Below are 22787 nucleotides of genomic sequence, written 5' to 3' on the forward strand. Positions count from 1 at the left end.
GAGGAGAAACCCGGCTTTTTCCTCTATCTGAGACGCATCATTCCGAAAAAAAAGCCGGGTTTCTTCCCCGGGCAGATATTAAAAAACTTATGGTTAGATACTTATATTGAGTTTGAGGGGTAAATGCGTCCCGCTTTAGCCTGATACCCGTACCAAGAGGATAAACAGAGAAATCTCATGAAACAATTCAGACTTTTTACCGGGAACCGCGTGGAAATTCTTGCGGAGTTATTGGCCAATGTTCTGAAGACACCGCTAAAATCCGCGCTGGATAAGGAAGTTATTGTTGTTCAGAGCAAAGGCATGGCACGCTGGATATCCATGGAGCTTGCCCGTTATCATGGTGTCTGCGCAAACATCAGCTTCCGCTTTCCCAATGATTTTATTTATGAAAATTTTCAAAACATCTTGTCAGGACTTCCTGAAACATCGCCCTGTGATCCTGAAATAATGACTTGGAAGCTCATGAAGCTTCTTATGACCTGCACCACGAAGCCGGAGTTTGAAATTCTTGAAAACTACCTGGAAGGAAACGGAGAATCGCTCAGGCGGTTCCAGCTTTCGGAGCGCATTGCAGATATTTATGATCAATACCTGATTTTTCGTCCTGATATGATTTCCAAATGGGAGCAGGGCAAAGAAAATCACTGGCAGGCGATGCTTTGGAGAGAACTGATCAGGGGCGATGAAGGGATGCACCGTGCAGGATTAAGAAACGCTTTTTTTGAAGTGCTTGAAAACGCACTTAAATTTGGAAATCATAAACTGAAATTTCCGGAGAGGATTTCAGTCTTTGGCATATCCGGTCTGCCGCGATTTCATATTGAGGTGCTTGACGCGATATCCTGGTTCACCGAGGTGAATTTTTTCCTCATGAATCCGTGCGGATACTATTGGGGAGATATCCTTTCAAAAGGACAAATTAAAAGACTTGCTGCCAAAGACAGCCTGTATGATACTGACAGCGAAGCCCTCCATATTGAGCAGGGAAACAGCCTCCTGGCCTCTATGGGAACGCTGGGAAGAGACTTTTTTGATCTGATGAATGAATTCGTCAGCGAGGAATATCCGTATTTTGAAGAACCTGGTGAAAACACGCTGCTTTCGTGCATCCAGTCCGACATTGTGAATCTCAGGGAGCGAGGCTCGGAATCAAAGATAAAAGACAACGATTTTGAAAATGACACTTCAATTCAGATTCATTCGTGTCACAGTCCCATGCGGGAAATCGAGGTCCTGCATGACAGACTCCTTCAGATGTTTGAAAGCGATCCGACCCTGAGGCCCCGGGATATTCTGGTAATGACGCCGGATATTGAAATCTATTCGCCTTATATTCAGGCGGTGTTTGATTTGCCCGCGGATGATTCCAAGAGAATTCCTTTCAGTATTGCGGATCGGAGTATTCGCACGGAGAGCCGTATAATTGACACATTTATGACGATGCTTGATCTTACGAACGGAAGATTCGGGGCGGCTCAGATATTCTCGGTTCTCGAATCTCCGGCCGTGTGTCGGAAATTCAGTTTGTCGGACGCGGACCTTGATATCATTCGGAGATGGGTCCAGGACACACGAATCCGATGGGGAATTGACAGCGAGAATCGCAGGAAACTGGGATTGCCGGATATGCCTGAAAACACATGGAAAACAGGTCTGGACAGGCTGGTTTTAGGATATGCCATGCCCGGGGGAGAAGAGAAAATGTTCTCAGACATTCTCCCTTATGATTTTATTGAGGGAAATGAAGCGTCTCTTCTTGGAAAATTTCTTGAATTTACAAAGCGGCTTTTTTTTCATGTTGAATTTTTGGAAAAACGCCAAACTCTTACGGAATGGTCTGATACGCTGAAAAAAATTCTTGACGCATTCTTCGAGCCAGATGAAAATACAGAAGATGAGGCTCAGAAAATACGAACCCGCCTGAACCAACTGGCCGAGGCCGAGAATGAAGCGGATTTTAATGAAAAGATTGATATAAATGTCATCAGATGCTATCTGAGAAATTATTTTAAAAAAGAGCCTTCCAGATTCGGATTTATTGCCGGGGGGGTGACATTTTGCGCCATGCTTCCCATGCGGAGTATTCCTTTCAGGGTCATCTGTCTTACGGGCATGAACTCTGATGCTTATCCCAGACAGTCAGAGTCAACTGGGTTTGATCTCATGGCAAAAAACATCAGGCCCGGGGATCCGTCACGCCGGAATGACGACCGGTATCTTTTTCTGGAGTCTGTTTTATCAGCCAGAGAAAAACTCTATATCAGCTATGTGGGACAAAATATTCGGGATAACAGCGTTGCTCCGCCATCGGTGCTGGTGAGCGAACTCATGGATTACATTGAAAAGGGCTTTGAAATCCCGGATAAAAAAATACTCAAAGATCATATTCTTATAATACATCGTCTCCAGGCATTCAGCCCTGAATATTTTCGGAACTCGGAACTCGGAACTCGGAACTTGAAATTGGGACGGCTGTTCAGCTATTCTGAGGAAAATCTTGAAGCGGCACGGTGTCTCCTGAAAAATCGGAAAACACCTGCTCCGTTTATTTCCAAATGTCTTTCCGATCCTGAAACTGAATGGAAAACCATTAACTTGTCAGCGCTTTGCCGGTTTTTTAATAATCCTGCGAAATTTTTGCTCAATAAGCGTCTTCACATTTATCTTGATCAGAAGGATTCTGTTCTCATGGAAAAAGAATCTTTTGATCTCAATGGATTGGATAAGTATTTTCTTGGGCGGGATTTGGTGGAAAAGAAACTTGACACCCGAGAACCTGAACAATTTTTTGCCTTAAAAAAAGCTTCGGGACAGTTGCCCCACGGAACTGTAGGTACCTGCATTTATGACAGAATCAGTCAGGAGACAGACCAGTTTGTAAAAAAAATACAGCCATATATACAGGGAACAGCTTTGAAGCCTTTGGAAGTGGATCTGAGTTTAAATGGTTTCAGACTGAACGGAAAAATTGATGCGATTTATCCTGAAAGACTGGTTCATTATCGTTATGCAAAAGTAAAGTCCTCAGATCGTATCAAAACATGGATTCATCACCTGGTTCTGAATTGCAGGAACGGTTCAGGTTACGGGGCTGACAGCAAATATCCCCGGTTCAGTATGCTTGCAGGTTCGGATTCAATGTGGAAATATGAGCCACTGGAAAACAGCGAAGCGATTCTTGAAACCCTCTTGGAAAAATACTGGGAAGGGCTGAAAAAACCTCTTCATTTTTTTCCAAAGACCTCTTGGGAATATGCGGATATGATTCTCGGAAAAAGTAAGTCCTCTGAAGCTGCGTTGCAAAAAGCACAAAATGCCTGGACAGGAGGCGATTGGAGTTCCGGTGAAATTGAAGAAGATTTCTATTTTCAGCTTTGTTTTGAACACGCAAACCCCCTTGACTCAGAATTTCAGAAAACTGCATTGGAAATTTTTGAACCGCTTATAAATGTTCAGGAAGAGGTATCGTCTGTTGAATGATGAAGCGAAGCTTGCCGAAGGGGGGATGCTCGTTTCGGCAGGCTCAACGACCGGCTGTTTCGACAGGCTCAACGACCGGTCGCACGACAGGCTCAACAGCCGGTCGCATCGACAGGCTCAACAGCCGGTCGCATCGACAGGCTCAACAGCCGGTCGCATCGACAGGCTCAACAGCCGGTCGCACGACAGGCTCAACAGCCGGTCGCACGACAGGCTCAACGACCGGTCGCACGACAGGCTCAACGACCGGTCGCACTCACCCGCCCGGCCCCTGAGCTTCCTCCAACCTTAGCCCCCTGAGCTTGTCGAAGGGGGGAAAATTTTTTAGTATATTTAATATGTTATAATCAGAAAAACTTTTATCCAAGTACTTATCTCGAAATTTCCTGAAAGAGCAACATTATGCTGACTGACCTTCAAGGACAGATCGAACGTATTACATACACCAACGAAGAAAACGGCTATACCATTGCCAGACTGAAGGTCTATGGGCACCGGGATTTGGTGACCGTGGTGGGAAACCTGATGGCTCCCAACCCCGGAGAAATCCTCAAAATGAAAGGCGAATGGACCAGCCATCCCAAATATGGCGAGCAGTTCAAAATTGTTTACTATGACACTGCTGTTCCGGCCACGGTTTATGGCATCCGAAAATATCTTGGCTCCGGTCTGATCAAAGGAGTAGGCCCCATCATTGCGGAGCGCATCGTCAATAAGTTCGGAGAAGAAACACTTGATATCATAGAAGATGACATCGGAAATCTGGCCAAGGTCGAAGGCATTGGAAAGAAACGCATCGCCATGATCCAAAAAGCATGGGATGATCAGAAAGAGATTCGGGAGGTCATGGTCTTTCTGCAAAGCCACGGTGTCAGTTCAGGCTATGCCACGAAGATATTCAAGCAATACGGAAACGAGTCCGTTGCAGTGGTGAGAGAAAATCCCTACCGCCTGGCAATGGACATCTTCGGAATCGGCTTTATCACCGCGGATCGTATTGCCGAACAGTTGGGGTTTGCCAAAGATTCCCCGTTACGGGCCGAAGCCGGGGTGCTTTATGTTCTCCATCAGCTTTCAGATGAGGGGCATGTCTATTATCCGTATGAGCCGCTTATAGAAAAAAGCAGGGAAATCCTTGAGGTTGACAGGGAGATTGTTGCCAATGCCCTTGCCACCGGCGTTGTTGAGAAAAAAATCGTGATCGAGGATCTGAATGAGGACCTTGAGGAATTCAGGATAAACAACAAGGCGATTTATCTGGCAAAGTTCCACACCTGTGAGACCGGTATTGCCAGACGATTAAAGCTGCTGGTAAACGCTCCCAAGTCCGTTCGTGAGGTGGATTCGGAAAAGGCGGCTGAGTGGGTGCAAAAACAACTGGCAATTCAGTTGGCGGAAAAGCAGGCCGAGGCCATACAATGCGCGATTGAAAGCAAAGTCATGGTTATCACCGGAGGTCCCGGAACAGGTAAAACCACCATTATCAATGCCATATTGAAAATTTTTTCCAAACTGAACGTAAGGATCATGCTGGCCGCGCCCACGGGCAGGGCAGCAAAACGCATGACCGAAACCACGGGGTATCAGGCAAAAACCATTCACCGGATGCTTGAATACAGCATTGCAAAAGGCGGTTTTCAGAAAGATCATGAAAAACCCTTAAATTGCGATCTGCTGATTGTGGATGAGGCCTCCATGATTGACACTGTCCTGATGCATCATCTGCTGAAAGCCATTCCGCCCCGGGCCACATTTATTCTCGTGGGAGATGTGAACCAGCTGCCTTCTGTGGGCGCGGGAAATGTTCTCAATGACATTATTGCTTCGGATGTCGCACCTGTGGTGGAGTTAAACGAGATATTCCGTCAGGCCAGGGAAAGCCAGATTGTCATGAATGCTCACAAGATCAATAATGGCAGGATTCCGTATTTTGACCCGAATTTACCTAGGACTGATTTTTATTTTATTCAGAAAGAAGACCCTGAAAAAGTCCTGGATATTATCATGAGACTGGTAAAGGAGCGAATCCCCGGCCGCTTTGGGTTTGATCCGGTTGACGATATACAAGTCCTTACGCCCATGCACAAAGGCATTGTGGGCGCGGCAAATCTGAATATGCAATTGCAGCGGACGCTCAATCCCGGAGAAAATGGCGTGGTGCGGGGGGATCGGAACTATCGGGTCAATGACAAGGTGATGCAGATCAGGAACAATTATGACAAAGAAGTTTTTAACGGGGATATCGGGAGAATCATCCGCATTGACTCAGAGGAGAAAGAAGTCATTATCGTGTTTGACCGCAGAGAAGTCACTTATGATTTTACAGACCTGGATGAGATTGTTCTGGCTTATGCGGTTTCTGTGCATAAATCCCAGGGATCCGAATATCCGGCGGTGGTGATCCCCATCCTCACCCAGCATTTTATCCTCTTGCAGCGTAATCTGATTTACACGGCAGTGACCAGGGGACGGGAGCTGGTGGTCATGGTGGGAACCAAAAAAGCGTTGGCAATCGGCGTGAAAAATAATAAGACCCAGAAACGGTTTACTTATCTGAAACATCGCCTGCGCTGATGATCGTCAGATGCCTGACACTGCCTGTTATCAGGGTTCGGACAATTTCCGAAGCGCCCGAACTGACCGGACATAAATCCTTCCTGCAACTCCTCTGATTATAACGGATTTAGGGGAAGCTGTTAAAGCCCCGCGGGGCGACATAAGTACCTAACCATAAATTTTCGATATTTGCCCGGAAAAGAAACCCGGGTTTTTTCCCGGAATGACCCGCTGCCCATGACGGAAAAACCCGGGGTTCTCCTTTTCTCGGAAAAAAAGATGTATAAAAAACTTTTGCTCCGGACTTATTTATAGCATTCATCATGCCGGACTGACAAAGCCCCGTAAGGGCGGCAAATCTCCTGCTGCAAATATGCCGCCCTTACGGGGCTTTGTCGGCCCTTCCCTAAATCCGTTATAATCAGAAAATATATTCTTTAAAAAGGTAAGCCACCGGCGCTGCAAACAGCAACGCGTCAATACGATCCAGAATGCCGCCATGTCCCGGGAGGATCACGCCTGAATCTTTGACACCGGAGAAGCGTTTGAATTCGGATTCAAACAAATCTCCCACCTGTCCTGCCGCACCGACCAGGAGAAAAAACAGGATACTTGTGCCCCAGGAGAGCGAGGAGAGAAAAAAGACCTTGAAAATTCCGCCGATCCCCACATTTGACACAAGCCCGCCAAGGGATCCCTCGATGGTTTTTCCCGGGCTTACCGAAGGGCAGAGCTTATGATTTCCCCAACGCCTGCCCGTGTAAAACGCTCCGATATCACCGGCAAAGACAATACATAACAGGAAAAATATCCACGTCATGCCATCTGTCCCGTTTCGGATCAGAACCAGGAAAGAAAGTAACAGCGGAATATAGGTCATGCCCTGAACCTGTTTTGCCACGTTCTCCAATATAAACGGATCCGATTTAAACTGGGACAGGGAAAACAGGGCGGAAAGAATCAGATTCAGCGCAACCACGCCTAAAATAAGATCATAAGCATTTCTGTAAGCAGCCCAGATGATGAGCGGTCCCAGAAACACGGCCAGGACAAGTATGAGACCGGATATTGTTTTGCTTTTCGGATTAAAAACAATACGGAAATATTCACACAAGCCGATCAGGCACACGACACCGATAAGCATGGCAAAAAAAATCCCCCCTTTGTAAATCAGGAAGATGAGAAAAGGGAGGGCTGTAAGAGCTGTGATCCAACGTTTTAAGTGCATAAGATTAAAGGAGTGAGAAGTGATTAAAAGTGAAAAGTGAGAAGTGAATATTGAGAATTTACCACTTCCCACTTCTCACTTCCTCAGACTTTGCCGAACCTGCGTTCACGCTGCTGGTAGGCTTTCAGAATCTGAATGAATTCTTCCTTGCCAAAGTCCGGCCATAAGGTGTTTGTAATATAAATTTCCGAATATGCGATCTGCCACAACAGAAAATTACTGATACGCATTTCTCCGCTGGTTCTGATCAGCAGATCAGGATCCGTCATTCCCCTTGTATAAAGATGATCCGCCACAAGTTCAGGCGTCACCGCGTCAGGATCAATTTCTCCCTGTTTTGCTTTCCTCGCGATGTCCTGAACCATTCTGACGATCTCAGCCCGTCCCCCGTAACTCAGCGCGAGATTAAGAAGCATCCCCTCATTCTTCTCAGTCGTATGAATGGTCTCATACAATAAATCCCGAACGCCATCCGGCAGCCGTTCTGTCTGACCGATTGCATTGAGACGAATGTTGTTATCCATCATCTCCCGGAGTTCTGATTTAAGAAATTTCTTGAGAAGCGCCATGAGGGCAGAAACTTCCAGTTTGGGCCGTTGCCAGTTTTCTGTAGAAAAGGCATACAGTGTCAGAACGGAAATTCCCATCTCACGGGCGGCACGCACAATCTTCCGCACAACGTCCATGCCTTGCTCATGGCCCCTTACACGATTCGCAAGACGTTTTTTTGCCCAACGGCCGTTGCCGTCCATAATTATGGCAACATGAGCGGGAATTTTTGCAGGATCAAGTTCTGCGTATTTATCGGAAAACGTACTAGAATTCAAGGATCTCTTTCTCTTTTTCTTTATAGATTTCGTCTATGCGTTTAACATACTCATCTGTTATTTTCTGCACCTGATCCTGGGCTTTAAACGCGTCATCCTCTGAAACATCTCCGTCTTTTTTCAGACCTTTTAACAATTCATTTGAATCCCGGCGAATATTACGCACAGCAATCTTATAATCCTCGCATGTTTTGTTTACGATTTTCACCAGTTCTTTTCGCCGTTGTTCAGTAAGGGCCGGAATGGAGATGCGTATGATTTTCCCATCATTTGAAGGGGTAAGTCCCAGATCGGATTTTAATACGGCCTTTTCAATATCCTTGATTACGGAAACATCCCACGGCTGTATGGTAATCAGCCGGCTTTCAGGAACAGAAAGCGACGCCATCTGGTTAAGAGGGGTCACCGTACCGTAATAATCAACCCGAATACCATCCAAAAGAGACAGGGACGCACGCCCTGTCCGAACTCTCTTCAATTCATTTTCAAGGGCACTGATCGACTTGCCCATTCTGTCTTTGGTTTCCTCATATATTTCTTCGATCATTGACCTTCACCTCTCATTAAACCGAATTTTATTTGTCAAAACTTCATCATTATGAAAGTGTCAGGTGTTAAGTGTTAAGTGTTAGAAACAAAACATCCTGAAATTTTCATGTTTCATTGTAAGCCTCAATGCAAAACAGGTGAAGCAAATCTCAGATTCGGTAATTAAAAACCCCGTCAGTTAGTGATTCGGGAACCAATGTCCTCTCCGCATACAACGTTTTTTATGTTTCCTTTGTTGTTCAGACTGAAAACCACAAGGGGAAGCTGATTATCCATGGCCAGAGAAATAGCTGTCATGTCCATGACTTTCAACTGACGTTCCAGCGCCTCCATGTAAGTGATATTTTTTACAAATTCAGCGTCCTTATTCTCAACAGGATCCGAATCATACAGGCCATCCACTTTGGTGGCCTTCAGAAGGATCTCAGCATGAATTTCCTGCGCCCTCAGCACCGCGGCAGTATCAGTCGTAAAATACGGACTGCCCGTGCCTGCTGCAAAAATAACCACCCGTCCTTTTTCAAGATGACGGACAGCCCTGCGAAGGATATAGGGTTCGGCCACTTCGTGCATGGATATGGCGGTCTGCACCCGGGTCTGAATATCCTTTTTTTCCAAAGCATCCTGAAGCGCAAGACTGTTGATGACCGTGGCAAGCATCCCCATATGGTCTGCCGAAGCCCGGTCCATGCCATAGGAACTTGCTGCGATTCCCCTGAAGATATTGCCGCCTCCGACAACAATGGCCGTCTCAACCCCGAGTCCGACTATTGAACCAATCTCATCCGCCACATATTGTATCATTTGCGGACTGATGCCGAAGGAGTGATCTCCCATCAGTGCCTCGCCACTCAGTTTTAAGAGAATTCTTTTAAATTGCGGAAGTGCCAACCGATTGCCCCCCTGATTTAATTGATAATTGATAATTGAATGCACAGCGTTAATTCACAATTGTCAATTATCAATTATCAATTATCAATTCCTTTATTCCCCTAACTGAAACCGGGAAAAACGTTTTATTGTAATATTCTCGCCAGTCTTTCCGATCATTTCGTTCAGATAGTCCGCGATGCTCAGGTCAGGGTTTTTCACATAAGGCTGATTCATCAGGCAGGACTCTTTAAAAAACTTGTTCAGCTTGCCTTCCGTGATTTTATCAAGCATCTTTTCAGGTTTTCCCATTTCAAGGGCCTGGGCGCGGTAAATTTCCTTTTCTTTATTCACGATATCTTCAGGAACATCTTCAGGAAGAATACCCACCGGGTTGGTGGCAGCGATGTGCATCGCTATGTTTTTTACAAATTCCTTAAAGTTGTCTGTCTTTGCCACAAAATCGGTTTCACAGTTTATTTCAACCATCACACCGATTTTTCCCCCCATATGGATATAAGACTCAACCATCCCTTCGGACATGACCCGGCCGGCTCTTTTCTGGGCAGTTGCCAGCCCTTTCTTTCTCAGAAAATCAACGGCTTTGTCCATATCAGTATCGCACTCGGCAAGGGCTTGTTTACAATCCATCATACCGGCACCGGTTTTTTCACGCAATTGTTTTACCATTGCCGCACTAATTGCTGTCATATTAATTACTCTCCTGTCTCTTCTTGCACATCAGATTCTGCTTTTTTCACGTCTTCAGTTGTTTCTTCGGGCTGTTTGCTTTCAACATCTTCTGAATTTTCAGATGCCGTTCTTTTGATGATTTCCACAACCGGTCCCTCGGAACCATCTGAGATAACCTTTCTTTCGCCCGGTTTTAATTCCGCACCGGGCTCTGTGGCTTCAGGCTCTTCTTCTATTTCTTTGTCAGCTTCGGCCTGCCGTTTTTCCTCCAGACGTTCCAAACCCTCAACACAGGCTTGGGCGATTCTGGATGAAATCAGCCGGATGGCGCGGATGGCATCATCATTGCCGGGGATGACATAATCAATCTCATCGGGATCACAATTGGTATCAACAATCCCTACAATGGGGATGTTCAGGCGTCTTGCTTCGCGAATCGCAATGGCCTCGTTTTTGGGGTCAACAACAAACATTGCCCCGGGAAGCTTTGTCATTGTGCGGATGCCGCCCAGGTTATTGTCAAGCTTGATCTGTTCTTTTCCAAGTTTTATTCTCTCTTTTTTGGGAAAGAGATTGATCGCGCCGTCTTCCTGTATGTCATTCAGGTAATTCAGGCGGTCTATGCTTTGTTTGATGGTCTGGAAATTCGTCAGCATCCCGCCCAGCCATCTGTTATGAACATAGTACATTTTGCAGCGATTGGCTTCTTCATAAATCGAATCACGAGCCTGCTTCTTTGTCCCTACAAAAAGGACAGATTTGCCGTTTGCAACGGTGCCAAGGATAAAATCATATGCAGCCTTGAACATCCGAACGGTTTTCTGAAGGTCTATGATGTAGATACCGTTTCTTGCCCCGAAGATATATTGCTTCATCTTGGGGTTCCAGCGTTTGGTCTGATGACCAAAATGAACACCTGCTTCAAGCAGTTCCTTCATTGTTACATAAGCCATTCACTTTCTCCCTTTCATCGGTTTTTCCACCGCCCCCGTCTTTCCTGGTTCCGACTTTTTTACAAAAAAAAGCACCGGGAAACAGGTCCGGGGGCGTGTGAGGTTTTCATATTATTTTGATTTGTTAAAAAAAATACTATCAGTTTTCAGCGTCGAGTTTCGTTCCTCTGTGTTGCTCACAGCATCAGATATTTCCGCACTCGCCCCGTTTTTTTGCGTCCGGGGTGATGGTGATTGCTATGGTTTTTTATTGAAATTACCTGATTGAACTTCAGCCACCAAATCTTCCAAAAAGGGATTACCCAGAAACTTAGGAATTTTCCAAAAAATAATCTGCCCGAAATGTAGGGTGGGTGCAGCGAAGCGAAACCCACCAGACAGCGCTCATCTTCAGCACACCTCCTTCTGTAACCAAGCCAAAGGAATCACCATCAGAACATAAAATATCTGAGTTGAAAAATGACATTCCAGTGCAATCGTCTCTCCAACTGATATCAGATATGAACTAAATTTTACTCTGACAACAAGTTTCAGATTTAGACAGCAACAGGCCGCATAATGAACAAGCGGGCATGAGCTGAGGCAGTTTTAAGATCACCACAGCGAAGCGCATTACGCACATCATCAAGATTAAAAGCGTCTTGAAGAGATAAATATGGAGACCATCCGTCCTCGGTATCTATCAGCTCCACCTCCACCTCCGCCACATATTCTCCTTCGTGAATATATTTGATTTGTTTACGTTTTTTCATTTTTTACGCTCCGTAAAAGTGACGTTCCAACGAGATGGGTCCGGTCTGTAGGCTGTTATCAATACAGCGGGATCATCGCAGCCTTTTGGTATGCCCCAAACTGCATGAACAGGTTGATTATTCTTATCAGCCTGAAGCAACAGAACTGTGGCACCCTTGGGAAAATCAGGATAGTCTTCGATAAGGACAGCACTTCCTATTCCGCCCACTATTTCACGAGCAGTCAAATCATCATTTATGAGTTCATCATATCCGTGTTCTGATATTCGTACATCTCCTGCTTCAACCAATTTCTTAATCTTTAATTAAAGTGTCGCTCAATCATTTTTCCGAGAGGTCGGCCAAAAGCTGATTCGATTTTTCGCCCAACATCAGTCATAATCTAAGTTTGCAGATGATGGTTGTCAGAATGTGCTTTGCAGGAAATTAATATCTGAATTAAATAAACATCAAATAACAGCCAGCTTGCAACCCAACGCATTAACAATTTTGCTAATGGTTTCAAACCTCGGATTGCCATCTTCCGAAAGAGAGTTATAGAGAGTGGCACGAGTAACGCCTGCCCGCCTTACCACCTCAGACATCCCTTTGGCCTTTGCGGCGATGTTCAACGCATGGATAAAGTCGGAAGTATCACCGGTGCTGACAACTTCTTGCAGAAATCCCTGAATATCTTCATCAGTTTCCAAATGCTTGAAAATATCAAACATTCTGACTTTTAACGACATCGCTTACTCCAGTTCGTTAAGAAGTTGCTTGGCTTTTTCAATGTCTCTGCTTTGGCTCAATTTATCTTCACCAGTGATGCCGGTTTTTTTTTCAGAAACCGTGTCATCTCGCTCGCCCCTCTTCCGAAAGACGTTTTGTTTTCGCCGGAAACCATGTCGTCTCGCAAAGCTGTTCATCTCGCCGAAAACCCGGATGCCTCGCGACCCGGAGCCTTGTCATGTGTCATTCCGAGTGATCAGACTTTCACAGGAAAAAAATAAAATAACATAGAGTTAAACGGCAGCAGAGGCTGGAGTTTGCGGCCCCTCCGCGTTGTCCGATTAAACGACTTTTTGACTGGCGTTTTTATCATAACACTATTTATCAATTCCGAGTTGAAAACACAATGCGTTAATAATTTCTTCCTGTATTATTAAATTGTTGAGATGACCTAAATTCCTTTTCAATCTTTTCTTATCAAGAGTCCTGATTTGATAACAAAGTACGATAGATTCCATTGATAATCCACCGATACCAGGAGAAATTAATACTTCGTTAGGATAAATTCTTCTATTCGATTTTCTCGAAGTAATAGGCAACACATTTATAACAGGCAATATTTGGTTTATTTCTTCATCGCTTATTACCAAAACCGGACGAGTCCTACCTTGTTCAGAACCAATTGTCGGGTCTAAATTTGCTAAGAAAACATGCCACTGATATTCCATATTATTCCCGTTATGCTATATCAATCGCCTTAAAATCTTCTGAAATTTCATTTAAATCATTTAAAAAATGAGAATCCTGCATAGCGTCTTTCAATTTGTCAAGTTTAGATTGTTTTGTTTCTTTGTTCATAAGTATAATTACTTCAGCTGTTCCATTTTCAGGAATATGTTGAGGAACTTTAATCAATATTTCACGATTCTTAGGGATTTTTACTTTCTGTCTTATTGCTTCCATAACATATTATCCTATTATAAATATTCAATCCATTGGATTTGAAGGGAATTATTGTAGCCAGCCAACGACCGAAATGAGCGGCAAAAAAAGGCGGATTGACCAAGGCGTTTCATTTCAGAGCCCGCAGCTTTTTTGTCCGCTCCATTGATGAGTTAGGCGATTGTTACGAGCCTTGTTGTTTCGGTTCTCTATATAGCTTTAATTTTTCTAAATATGAAAGAATATGCTGAATTCGTTTCGCTCCCACCCCTTCGATTTCAAATAATTTATCTTTTAACCGATTTTGCAACCAATATTGACGATTATCTGACGGAGATAAAGATGTTTCATTTTGCATTTCTCTTTCTATCAATGTGACACACTCTAAAACCCGAGTTTTGATTTTTAAGAGTGCATTCTTCGTTTTTGTATTATCTTCGTTGCTTATTCCAAGACGGTGATCATCTGGAAATTATTAAACCTGATACTTTTATTCAAATACACCCTTTTTAGGTAGTACCGCCTGAAGCCGGAACTACGAACTTAAATCAGACAGATTTTAATTCTTTCCCATAGCTAAACGGAATTTTAGCAGCCTGTATGATAAAACGCAAAGCTTCATTAATCGATTCGTCGGTAGGAAAAAACTCTGTGACATCTGAGTCAAGCAAAAGTTTCAACATACAAACGCAACGCAGTTTGTATTTGAGCTTCCCAATCTTCGCTTTCTGCTTTAAACCATTGCAATAAATTTTCATCCAATTCAACTGTAACCGTTACTCCGGAATGGGTATTGTTTATTTATCAAGTGTTATTTTTCATAATGAAATCGGCATGAAATAATGGTCAGTTTATCTTCGGAAACACCGTACACAAGCCTGTGTTCGGAATTAATTCGTCGTGACCAGTAACCGCTTAAATTAGCCTTCAATGGTTCTGGCTTTCCGGTTCCCTCAAACGGGCTTCTCTTTATCTCTTTGATGAAATTATTTATTCTTTTCAGGAGTTTTCTGTTATTTTCCTGAAACCATAAATAATCTTTCCATGAGGCTTCGGTAAATATTACCTTCATACTTCAATCAGTTCTTTTTCAAATGTCTTACCTTCGTTTGCCTCTTGTATTGAATTACGAAGATGTTCCGCATTCGCAGGGTTGGATAACAGATACAATGTTTCCTGCCATGAATTGAATTCATCCAATGACATCAGGACTGCTTTCTCACCTTTGTCATTCAGCAAAATCGCCGGCTCCGCGTCCGCAACAATCTGTTCTATCAGATTATCCAAATTTTTGGATGCCTGAGCTGTCAGAACAGCATTCATATCTGACTCCTTATGTGTGTGTATATGGTAACGTCGCAAATTACCGGCGGTAAAAAGCATAGTGAGCGATAGCAAAAGTGCGCTTTTTGCCGTCCGAGTGAATTTGTCTTGTTAGGTTCATATTTCTTTTGCAAAGTTTCTGGCGGCGATGCTCAACGCATGGATAAAGTCGGAAGCATCACCGGTACTGGCAACTTCTTGCAGAAATCCCTATCTTCATCGATGCGCTCCGTCCGTCTGCTACAACGCCAACTTAACTGATTTTTTTGTTATTCTCCGAATTCCACATTAAAAAATCGTTCTTTTTTACTTACGAAATGATATTCCGCTTCCAAATCTGTTCTTACTGTAAGATATTTTGCCGCCAACTTAAAATCAAAATCAAATGTTTCTGTATAAATGTTTTTCAAAGTGTACTTTTGTATTTTGTTGGAGATGAATCGTCTGCTTTCAAATATAGCACCGAGCCTGCTGTCACTCGAAAACCACAGCGAATTTCTCAATAAATCGGAATCAATTTCGACAATGTTGCCTTCAAAGGTAACAATTAACTCTTTAATTTTTTCAGATTGTTGGGAAAGATTTAAATTTGTTTTTGCATCAGCCGGAATCGTTTCTGCTTTCACTCCGCCTGAGCCCGAATTATGCTGGACATTCCTTTCTATGATCTTTAATGTTTTTGCTCCCATTTTCCCCAAAAGAGTTATCAGTTCGTCATCTTTTTCCAGGGCAAGATTTTTGTGGTAATGTTCAAGCCGGGCAAGACGTCCCCCGTCATAAGGATGAAGCGTGTATGTTCCGATAGAAAGATTGCTGGTTTTAGGATATTTTTCCCGAGCCTTTTCAATAGAGATGATTTCCAGATTCTCCGATTGTTCGGAAATATCTTTTGAAAGGATAGGGATGACTTCTTTGACGAATTCTTTATTTTGTTGATAATGAAGAAAATCCTCTTTCCATATGCGTCTTGATTTACGGTATAAGATAGTGTCATGTCTTTTGAAAAAATTTCCCAAATTGCAGGTCTGAAGTGAAAAAGATTGTTTTATAACTTCATCAGCTTCAGAAATATCTTCATGTATAACTTTAACAATTTTCATTTGATATTTTTTAGGAAATATGTTTTTTCATCGCTCTCTATTATTAAGCTACCTAACATTAATATAAGCGGCGGGGCTTTTTCCGTCCGCTATCGCCGGGCTATCTGGCTGTTTGTCATCAGGCAGCTTCTTTAAGTTTTTGAATATTTTCATCTGATTTTCTTTCAGACCAAAGAATATAATCCGCTTTTTTTATCTTTAAGGCATCTAAATATTCCGGTTTGATATTTCTTTCCTCATTATTAACTACAGCAATAGCTGAAACATCTTTTTTTGATACTCTTTTTCTTGTGATAATTATATCGTCCCATGCATATAAAAACGTGGTTAATGTAGTCTTATTCAAATAATTGATAGCTCTTAAAACCTTTTCTGTATTTCTTCCTGCTATTAAAAAGTCGAAATTGAAATCTATTCCTGAAACGCCGGCAAACTTAAAATCTTTCGTATATATTATACCTAATTCAATCAGATATTCCTCGACATCATCTTTAAATACCGAAGCGACATTCTCTTTCGATAACATGAACATGTCATTTATTCCTATTAATGCTTCCAGAAATAAATGTTTACGCTTAGGGAATTCTTTTAATACGCAATCAGCCTGCAATTCAAGCCCGTTGAAGCTGACACCGAAATTAACAAGAATACTGTCAAAAATTCTTCTTCTGCTGGGAGACTTTGAAATATTAATCCCTATGGTTTCCAAATTATTCACGGTAACACCGTCGTCAGAAAATAATATTCTGTCTCCGACGACTTTTATATAAACCTCTATCATATCATTAAACATGCCAGTAAATGGCGTGCTTATGAGGGACCATCCTGTCTCATGATCATGTTCGGTTACTGTATTATCTTTAAGCCATTTATAATATGAATTTAAAAGTTTTTCAGTATTCATAGATATCCCCCTATCTGAACAATGGCAAACTGAATGATAATTCAGATTTCAAATTTATTTCTTTTTGAAAACTTTTAACAGCGTCTTCTATATCACTGACTGATGATATCTTTTTAACAGGAAACCCGTATTCGTCAAGAGGCATAGCCCATTTTATATCATAACCTTCAAAATAGATATGTATGTGAGGTTCGTTTATATCAAATATTTTGCCAACATATTTATGTAAAATATCAGGAACATTTTCAGTAATGTTTTCCGGATTCTTATGTCTGCCTTTATAGTCTAATCTTAATAAGCCTACCGTGTTAAAATGGTGGTGATTTGTAAGTTTGAATTGAATTTTATCGCTTTGAGTAATTTGTAATTTAAATTTCAGCTTATCGTCATTTTCAGAGTAAAGGTTTAATATTGTTTTGATGTTAGCTAAATCAATAATTTTTGTTTCTGCAATCTTTGGTTCGGCTAAAATATCTGTGACATCTTGTCTTGAGAGCATCTCTGGTCCTACTGTTTTTTTTTCGCTTCTGTGCTTTTCAACTATTTTGAAGAAATCTTCTCTGACAAACTCCGGAGAACCGCTTTATTTATAATCGCTTTGGTATCAACGGGGTATTGTCTTTTTTTTAGTTCATGAAATATCTGAATTGTACTGATTTCATCATGTAATTCATAGTCCTCATAATTACTCGGAGTCTTCATAAAATTTTTCCTCCTTTTGCACACTGATTATACGAATTCGCCCGTCATTGTCTGTATGTGCCAAAATCAGAAGTCTTCCGTTCTCTGATAACCCGCTGGTGATAAGTACCTGACCATAAGTTTTCAATATTTGCCCGGGAAGAAACCCGGCTTTTTTCCCGGAATGACCCGCCGCCCGTGAAGGAAAAAGCCGGGTTTCTCAGCGGTTCTCGGAAAAAAGATATATAAAAAACTTTTGCTCAGGTACTTATATCGCTCCTCATCACTTGAATGCTCCTCATCAACAACTGTTATAAATTTGGGATCATTAAATACTGACTTTGCCTCATCAAATGATACCCGATGTTTTTTTATATTCTTTGCAGCCTTGTTCTTATCCCACTCAAATGAATCCAGATATACCTCAGATTATACAGCAAATATTAAAGCCGACGATTATCCGGAAATCATTAAACCCAATACTTTAATTAAATCCGTTTCAGGTAACTGGTCTGTCTAACATATAATGTATTTATCCGCAACAATTTTTTGAAATCTGAGTGGTTAAGAGCTGTTCCTAACACTTAACACCTAACACCTAACACTTCTTCCTCATATGCACCACCCGGTCATGCCCCGCATAATCTTTTACAAAGACAATCTTCTCATAGCAGCCGCACTTCTCGGCAATCTTTCGGACGTCATCTTTCTGATCATGGCCGATTTCCAGCAGCAAATGCCCGCCTTTGACAAGATAAGCAGGTGCGGAACGGATAATATGCCTTACAGCATCAAGGCCGTCTGTGCCACCGTCCAGCGCCATCATGGGTTCGTATTTGTAAATCTCAGGCTCAAGCTGGCTGATAACCCGGGTGCGGATATACGGCGGATTCGAAACAATCATATCAAAGGGACACAGACCAGGATTTAAAGGGCTGAACCAGTCTCCGGAAAAAAAATGAACACATGCCCCGACATCGTGATTCACAGCATTTTTCCGGGCCAGTTCAGCCGCCTTTACTGAACGGTCACACGCAAAAAAAATACAATCCGGCCGTTCCGACGCCAGCGCGATGGTAATGGCCCCTGATCCTGTCCCAAGCTCCAATATGCGCTGAATCTCTGACTCCGGCAGAACAGAAAGAGCAGTATCAACCAGACGCTCAGTTTCAGGACGCGGAATAAGGACATCTGTTGTCACCGCAAGGTCCGCGGACCAGAATCCCTTTGACCCTACAATATACGCCACCGGCTCTCTCCTGACCCTTCTTTTTATCAAAGCTTTAAACTGTGCAAGCTCATCAGGACAAAGGGGTTTGTCATACTGGAGATACACATCAATCCGCTTTAAATTCAAAGCATGAGCAAGAAGTATCGCTGCATCGGATTTTGGGTTTTCTATATTATGGGATTTAAAATAAGAAATGGTCCAGCTGAGGACTTTACGGACGGTCCATTGAGGCTCCTCAATCTTTGCCTGTGTTTGCATTCTGTAGCGCCTGCGCCTGATAAAAAGTTGTCAGTTCGTCAATGATTCCGTCTATGTCGCCTTGTAAAATGCCTTCCAGTTTGTAGAGCGTCAGTCCGATACGATGGTCCGTCACCCTTCCCTGAGGAAAATTATAGGTTCTGATTCTTCCGCTTCTGTCTCCGGTTCCCACCTGGCTTTTTCGCTGTTCAGAACGCTTCTCATTCTGTTCAGTCACCATTTTGTCAAGAAGACGCGCACGCAATACTTTCATGGCCTTGGCTTTGTTTTTCCACTGGGATTTTTCATCCTGGCATGTGACCACCAGGCCCGTGGGAAGATGGGTAAGACGCACTGCCGAATCCGTCGTATTGACAGACTGCCCCCCCGGACCGGTCGAACGATAGACATCCACCTTGATTTCGTTCGGATCAATATTCAGTTCAACCTCTTCCGCTTCCGGCAAAACCGCCACTGTCACGGCAGAGGTGTGAATACGCCCCTGGGTCTCAGTTGTGGGCACACGCTGAACCCGATGCGTACCGCTTTCATATTTGAACCGGCTGTATGCCCCCTTGCCATGAATCATGGCAATCACTTCTTTCAGCCCGCCGACACCGGTGGAATGCTCGCTCATGATCTCCACTTTCCATCTTCTGGCCTCGGCATACCTGCCATACATTTTAAAAAGGTCGCTGGCAAACAGACCGGCTTCCTCTCCGCCTGTGCCTGCCCGTATCTCAATCAGAACATTCTTCTCATCATTGGGGTCCCGGGGCATCAGAAGCTTTTTGAGATTATCCTCAAGCTTGTCTTTCTCAAAGGTGAGGGTTTCAATCTCGTCCCGGGCCATCTCTTTTATATCGGGGTCTGTGTCCTTTAACAGTTCTCTGCTGTCATCAATATCTTTTACAATTTTCTGATGCTCTCTGAAAACCGTTACAATCTTGTTAAGGTCAGCATGCTCCCGGGAATATTTCTGGTATGCTTCGCGGTCCTTAACGATTTTCGGATCACTTAAAAGCGTTTCAATCTCTGAAAAGCGTGCTTCAACTCCTTTTAATTTATCAAACATATATTACTCGGACTGCTTCTTCTGAATGTTTGCGTATTCCTTGCCATATTTCCTGTGAAAGCGCTCAATCCGACCCGCAGTATCAATCAGTTTTTGCTTACCTGTAAAAAAAGGATGACATTTTGAACAGATTTCAACTCGGATATCTGATTTTGTTGATCCGACTTTAAAAACATTTCCACATGCACACTTTGCCTCTGTCTGAACATACTTAGGATGAATACCTTTTTTCATTCGCTTTTTTCAACTCCTTTTTCATATTTTTTCAGAAACCATATATTCCGGTTTTTTCCGCTATGCATTCATTGCATTCAGAAATTCCTTATTATCCTTGGTTCCGTTCATTTTTTCAAGCAAAAATTCCAAACTGTCAACAGGATTCAATGAGGAAAGAAGTTTTCTTAAAATCCAGGTCCGATTCAGGATATCCTGAGTCAGCAGAAGTTCTTCTTTCCGCGTGCCTGATTTCTTAATATCAATTGCAGGAAACAGACGTTTGTCGGAAAGTCTCCGGTCCAGCTGAAGTTCCATATTGCCGGTTCCCTTGAATTCTTCGAAAATCACCTCGTCCATGCGGCTTCCCGTATCAATAAGGGCGGTTGCAATAATGGTAAGACTTCCCCCTTCCTCGATATTTCTGGCAGCCCCGAAAAAACGTTTGGGACGCTGAAGCGCGTTTGAATCCACACCACCTGAAAGAATCTTTCCGCTGGGAGGCACAACAGAGTTATATGCACGCGCGAGACGGGTAATGCTGTCCAAAAGAATCACCACATCTTTCTTATGTTCCACCAGACGTTTGGCCTTGTCAATCACCATCTCAGCCACCTGGACATGCCTTTCCGCAGGCTCATCAAAAGTGGAGCTGATGACTTCCCCCTGCACGGACCGCTCCATGTCTGTGACCTCTTCAGGACGTTCATCAATCAGCAAAACAAACAGCACTATATCCTTGTGGTTGTTTGTGATGCTGTTGGCAATAAATTGTAAAAGCATTGTTTTTCCTGACCGGGGAGGAGACACAATCAGACCCCGCTGACCAAAACCAATGGGAGTCAGCAGATCCATGATTCGGGTGGAGTAGTTTTCCGGGTCGGTTTCAAGGGCTATTTTTCTGTCAGGATAAAGAGGAGTGAGGTTGTCAAAGAGTATCTTTTCCCTTGCCACTTCCGGGTCTTCATAATTTATAGCCTCTACTTTCAAAAGCGCAAAGTATCGTTCCGATTCTTTTGGCTGACGGATCTGGCCTGATACCGTGTCACCAGTTCTCAGGTTAAAACGGCGTATCTGGGAAGGTGATACATAAATATCATCCGGGCCTGGCAGGTAATTGGAAGTCGGGGCCCTCAGAAATCCGAATCCGTCCGGCAGTATTTCCAGTGTGCCCTCCCCGAATATCAAGCCATTCTTTTCGATATGAGCCTGGAGCAGGGCGAAAATAAGCTCCTGCTTTTTCATCCCGGCAGCCCCCTCGATGTTGAATTCTTTGGCTATCTGGGTCAGTTCGCTGATTTTTTTGTCTTTAAGTTCTACAATGTTCATGAAACATTACTCCGCTAAGTTAATTATATTTTTCCGGTTGTCCTTCCGGAAGTAAGAGCATATTCGAAAAGAAAGAACACTCTGTTTTTCTGCTTTGGATAATAGAAAACGACAGATAAACTCCGTACAGCTTGCGCTGACCGGAGTCTGATTTATAATCGCCCTGTACAAGGTGATTGACGGACCGGATCTGTTTTTTTGACTATTAGGAGAAATATGTGTGCGTTGTGATTTACGTCAGAAGATTTTAATAATGGTATTCTCACTAACAGGCGGGCTTAATGCCTTGATCTAACATAACTGATTATACGATGATTTTATGACTTGTCAAGACCTTTCGATATTTTTTATGCGTTTTTGATAAAATATCCTGCAAACGAACGCAAATGACAAACTATCTCAATTTAATCCGAAATAAATACCTGAATCTGAAATTTCTGTATCTTTCCGATAGTTACCGGACTCAGATAAAAAAGTGTCAGTTATTCACGGCCGAAGATGGCACAGCTTGATAATGATATTTTAATTCTTATCATTAAAATATTACGGATTCTGAAAGATTTTAAAACCTCGGATAATTCCCCGAAGAGACACATCAGGGATGGCATCCTGCGCCCATCTTCCTCGGAATCATTTATCTCTTTGTCAAAAAAGTGCTTGACATAAGTTAGGCAGCTCATTATAAGTTCGGCTTTCCAAAGATAATAAGCCGCGGATTATCTGTTTTGGCTGAAGCATATTTTCAATTATACAGCAAATCATAAAATATGTGCGAAAATTACAAAAAATCGGATAAGAAAAAAAAGCAGCACCCTTTGTTATACGAATTTCCTGTAATTTTTTATTCTTAAAATTGAACTGTTATTTAATATTTTTTTTACGGAGGTTTATGACATGGCCCGATTAATGATGCGAAATATGGATGATAATCAATCCGGAACCATATCTGCTGTAAAAGTGAGTGGTGAACTCGGAAGGCGTATCCGAGATATGGGGCTTGTTCCCGGAACAGATATCAGAGTCCAGGGCAGAGCGCCGCTGTACGACCCTGTGGCCCTGAGAGTAAGAGGATTCACACTGACCCTGAGAAACAACGAGGCAGAACACATTGAAGTTGAGGTATGTTGAAAAAT

Annotated in this window: 27 protein-coding genes; 3 read left to right on the top strand and 24 right to left on the bottom strand. The window is 43.1% G+C overall.

Features of this window, described 5'->3' with window-relative positions:
* Positions 1-177 precede the first annotated feature (177 nt).
* Together recC and recD2 are read left to right on the top strand one after the other, a co-directional pair.
* The gene (gene recC, locus dnm_RS15250; RefSeq protein WP_207683488.1) at positions 178-3483 is read left to right on the top strand and encodes an exodeoxyribonuclease V subunit gamma; all 3306 of its coding nucleotides are present in this window, start codon (positions 178-180) and stop codon (positions 3481-3483) included.
* A gap of 402 nt (positions 3484-3885) precedes the next feature.
* Positions 3886-6057, top strand: a complete 2172-nt coding sequence (gene recD2, locus dnm_RS15255; protein ID WP_207683489.1) for an SF1B family DNA helicase RecD2 — start codon at positions 3886-3888, stop codon at positions 6055-6057.
* 403 nt (positions 6058-6460) lie between these two features.
* On the opposite strand, the gene dnm_RS15260 is transcribed toward recD2, so the two are convergent.
* The 24 genes from dnm_RS15260 to rho form a co-directional block, all read right to left on the bottom strand.
* On the bottom strand, positions 6461-7267 hold the full coding sequence (locus dnm_RS15260) for a phosphatidate cytidylyltransferase (protein ID WP_246556374.1): 807 nt from the start codon (positions 7265-7267) through the stop codon (positions 6461-6463).
* Positions 7268-7350: 83 nt separating this feature from the next.
* The gene (uppS, locus tag dnm_RS15265) at positions 7351-8094 is read right to left on the bottom strand and encodes an undecaprenyl pyrophosphate synthase (protein ID WP_207683491.1); all 744 of its coding nucleotides are present in this window, start codon (positions 8092-8094) and stop codon (positions 7351-7353) included.
* Positions 8084-8641, bottom strand: coding sequence for a ribosome recycling factor (frr, locus tag dnm_RS15270; protein ID WP_207683492.1), 558 nt, complete (start codon positions 8639-8641; stop codon positions 8084-8086). Before frr ends, uppS begins: the two co-directional genes overlap by 11 nt.
* 176 nt (positions 8642-8817) lie before the next feature.
* Complete coding sequence (pyrH, locus tag dnm_RS15275; RefSeq protein ID WP_207683493.1) at positions 8818-9534, bottom strand: UMP kinase; 717 nt, start codon at positions 9532-9534, stop codon at positions 8818-8820.
* A gap of 93 nt (positions 9535-9627) precedes the next feature.
* Entirely contained in the window at positions 9628-10224 is a 597-nt protein-coding gene (gene tsf / locus dnm_RS15280; protein ID WP_207683494.1) for a translation elongation factor Ts, read from the bottom strand.
* A gap of 5 nt (positions 10225-10229) precedes the next feature.
* Positions 10230-11159: a 30S ribosomal protein S2 gene (gene rpsB / locus dnm_RS15285; RefSeq protein WP_207683495.1), complete on the bottom strand. Its 930-nt coding sequence runs from the start codon at positions 11157-11159 to the stop codon at positions 10230-10232.
* 536 nt (positions 11160-11695) lie between these two features.
* The gene (locus tag dnm_RS15290; RefSeq protein ID WP_207683496.1) at positions 11696-11911 is read right to left on the bottom strand and encodes a hypothetical protein; all 216 of its coding nucleotides are present in this window, start codon (positions 11909-11911) and stop codon (positions 11696-11698) included.
* A complete protein-coding gene (locus tag dnm_RS15295) occupies positions 11908-12201 on the bottom strand; it encodes a DUF4258 domain-containing protein (protein WP_246556336.1) in 294 nt (97 codons plus the stop codon). The genes dnm_RS15290 and dnm_RS15295 overlap by 4 nt, the downstream gene beginning before the upstream one ends.
* A gap of 159 nt (positions 12202-12360) precedes the next feature.
* The gene (locus dnm_RS15300) at positions 12361-12639 is read right to left on the bottom strand and encodes an addiction module antidote protein (protein WP_207683497.1); all 279 of its coding nucleotides are present in this window, start codon (positions 12637-12639) and stop codon (positions 12361-12363) included.
* Between the two features lie 357 nt (positions 12640-12996).
* Positions 12997-13347 carry a type II toxin-antitoxin system PemK/MazF family toxin gene (locus tag dnm_RS15305; RefSeq protein ID WP_207683498.1) on the bottom strand — a complete coding sequence of 117 codons (351 nt, stop codon included), beginning with the start codon at positions 13345-13347 and terminating at the stop codon, positions 12997-12999.
* A gap of 10 nt (positions 13348-13357) precedes the next feature.
* Positions 13358-13582, bottom strand: a complete 225-nt coding sequence (locus tag dnm_RS15310; protein WP_207683499.1) for a hypothetical protein — start codon at positions 13580-13582, stop codon at positions 13358-13360.
* Positions 13583-13745: 163 nt separating this feature from the next.
* Positions 13746-13919, bottom strand: coding sequence for a hypothetical protein (locus dnm_RS15315; protein WP_207683500.1), 174 nt, complete (start codon positions 13917-13919; stop codon positions 13746-13748).
* 305 nt (positions 13920-14224) lie between these two features.
* Positions 14225-14362 carry a BrnA antitoxin family protein gene (locus dnm_RS31645; protein WP_353740347.1) on the bottom strand — a complete coding sequence of 46 codons (138 nt, stop codon included), beginning with the start codon at positions 14360-14362 and terminating at the stop codon, positions 14225-14227.
* 10 nt (positions 14363-14372) lie between these two features.
* The gene (locus tag dnm_RS15325; protein WP_207683502.1) at positions 14373-14633 is read right to left on the bottom strand and encodes a Txe/YoeB family addiction module toxin; all 261 of its coding nucleotides are present in this window, start codon (positions 14631-14633) and stop codon (positions 14373-14375) included.
* Positions 14630-14884: a type II toxin-antitoxin system Phd/YefM family antitoxin gene (locus dnm_RS15330; RefSeq protein WP_207683503.1), complete on the bottom strand. Its 255-nt coding sequence runs from the start codon at positions 14882-14884 to the stop codon at positions 14630-14632. The genes dnm_RS15325 and dnm_RS15330 overlap by 4 nt, the downstream gene beginning before the upstream one ends.
* 269 nt (positions 14885-15153) lie before the next feature.
* Positions 15154-15984, bottom strand: coding sequence for a hypothetical protein (locus dnm_RS15335; protein WP_207683504.1), 831 nt, complete (start codon positions 15982-15984; stop codon positions 15154-15156).
* A 118-nt stretch (positions 15985-16102) separates the two neighbouring features.
* Positions 16103-16888 carry a DUF1828 domain-containing protein gene (locus tag dnm_RS15340; protein ID WP_207683505.1) on the bottom strand — a complete coding sequence of 262 codons (786 nt, stop codon included), beginning with the start codon at positions 16886-16888 and terminating at the stop codon, positions 16103-16105.
* A 10-nt stretch (positions 16889-16898) separates the two neighbouring features.
* A complete protein-coding gene (locus dnm_RS15345; RefSeq protein ID WP_207683506.1) occupies positions 16899-17387 on the bottom strand; it encodes a DUF6978 family protein in 489 nt (162 codons plus the stop codon).
* A 41-nt stretch (positions 17388-17428) separates the two neighbouring features.
* The gene (locus dnm_RS15350) at positions 17429-17590 is read right to left on the bottom strand and encodes a hypothetical protein (RefSeq protein ID WP_207683507.1); all 162 of its coding nucleotides are present in this window, start codon (positions 17588-17590) and stop codon (positions 17429-17431) included.
* Between the two features lie 123 nt (positions 17591-17713).
* Positions 17714-17986: a BrnT family toxin gene (locus tag dnm_RS31650; RefSeq protein ID WP_207683686.1), complete on the bottom strand. Its 273-nt coding sequence runs from the start codon at positions 17984-17986 to the stop codon at positions 17714-17716.
* A gap of 181 nt (positions 17987-18167) precedes the next feature.
* Positions 18168-19058, bottom strand: a complete 891-nt coding sequence (gene prmC / locus dnm_RS15360) for a peptide chain release factor N(5)-glutamine methyltransferase (RefSeq protein ID WP_207683508.1) — start codon at positions 19056-19058, stop codon at positions 18168-18170.
* Positions 19036-20112, bottom strand: coding sequence for a peptide chain release factor 1 (gene prfA / locus dnm_RS15365; protein WP_207683509.1), 1077 nt, complete (start codon positions 20110-20112; stop codon positions 19036-19038). The genes prmC and prfA overlap by 23 nt, the downstream gene beginning before the upstream one ends.
* Positions 20113-20115: 3 nt before the next feature.
* Positions 20116-20346: a 50S ribosomal protein L31 gene (gene rpmE / locus dnm_RS15370; protein WP_207683510.1), complete on the bottom strand. Its 231-nt coding sequence runs from the start codon at positions 20344-20346 to the stop codon at positions 20116-20118.
* Between the two features lie 60 nt (positions 20347-20406).
* A complete protein-coding gene (gene rho / locus dnm_RS15375; protein WP_207683511.1) occupies positions 20407-21654 on the bottom strand; it encodes a transcription termination factor Rho in 1248 nt (415 codons plus the stop codon).
* Between the two features lie 894 nt (positions 21655-22548).
* Between rho and dnm_RS15380 the strand changes: the two genes are divergently transcribed.
* The gene (locus dnm_RS15380) at positions 22549-22782 is read left to right on the top strand and encodes a FeoA family protein (RefSeq protein WP_207683512.1); all 234 of its coding nucleotides are present in this window, start codon (positions 22549-22551) and stop codon (positions 22780-22782) included.
* The last annotated feature ends 5 nt before the right edge of the window (positions 22783-22787 follow it).

The organism is Desulfonema magnum, from assembly GCF_017377395.1.
GTDB classification, from domain to species: Bacteria; Desulfobacterota; Desulfobacteria; order Desulfobacterales; family 4be13; genus Desulfonema_C; species Desulfonema_C magnum.